Annotated in this window: 1 protein-coding gene; it reads left to right on the forward strand. The window is 81.0% G+C overall.

Annotation, left to right across the window (positions count from 1 at the left end):
* Positions 1 to 221 (forward strand): hypothetical protein (locus tag GTW43_RS00795; RefSeq protein ID WP_161299593.1); only part of this gene is annotated, 221 nt, incomplete at both ends.

A 221-nucleotide genomic window follows, 5' to 3' on the forward strand; every position in this document is an offset into this window, starting at 1 on the left:
CGTCCGGCTCGACCCGGCCACCGGGCAGGCGCGCACGGTCGCCACGGTGGAGGGCCCGACGGCGTACCTCGGCACGGACGGCGCGGCGGTGCTGCTCGCCGGGCCGGACGACGGCGGCGCGAGGGTGGCCGGGCCCCGCTCCGGCACCTTCCTGCGGGTGGACACCCGCACGGGCGCCGTGAGCCGGCATCGCGTGGCGGACCTGCCGTCCGGCGTGGTCG

Source organism: Streptomyces sp. SID5785 (assembly GCF_009870065.1).
Taxonomy (GTDB): domain Bacteria; phylum Actinomycetota; class Actinomycetes; order Streptomycetales; family Streptomycetaceae; genus Streptomyces.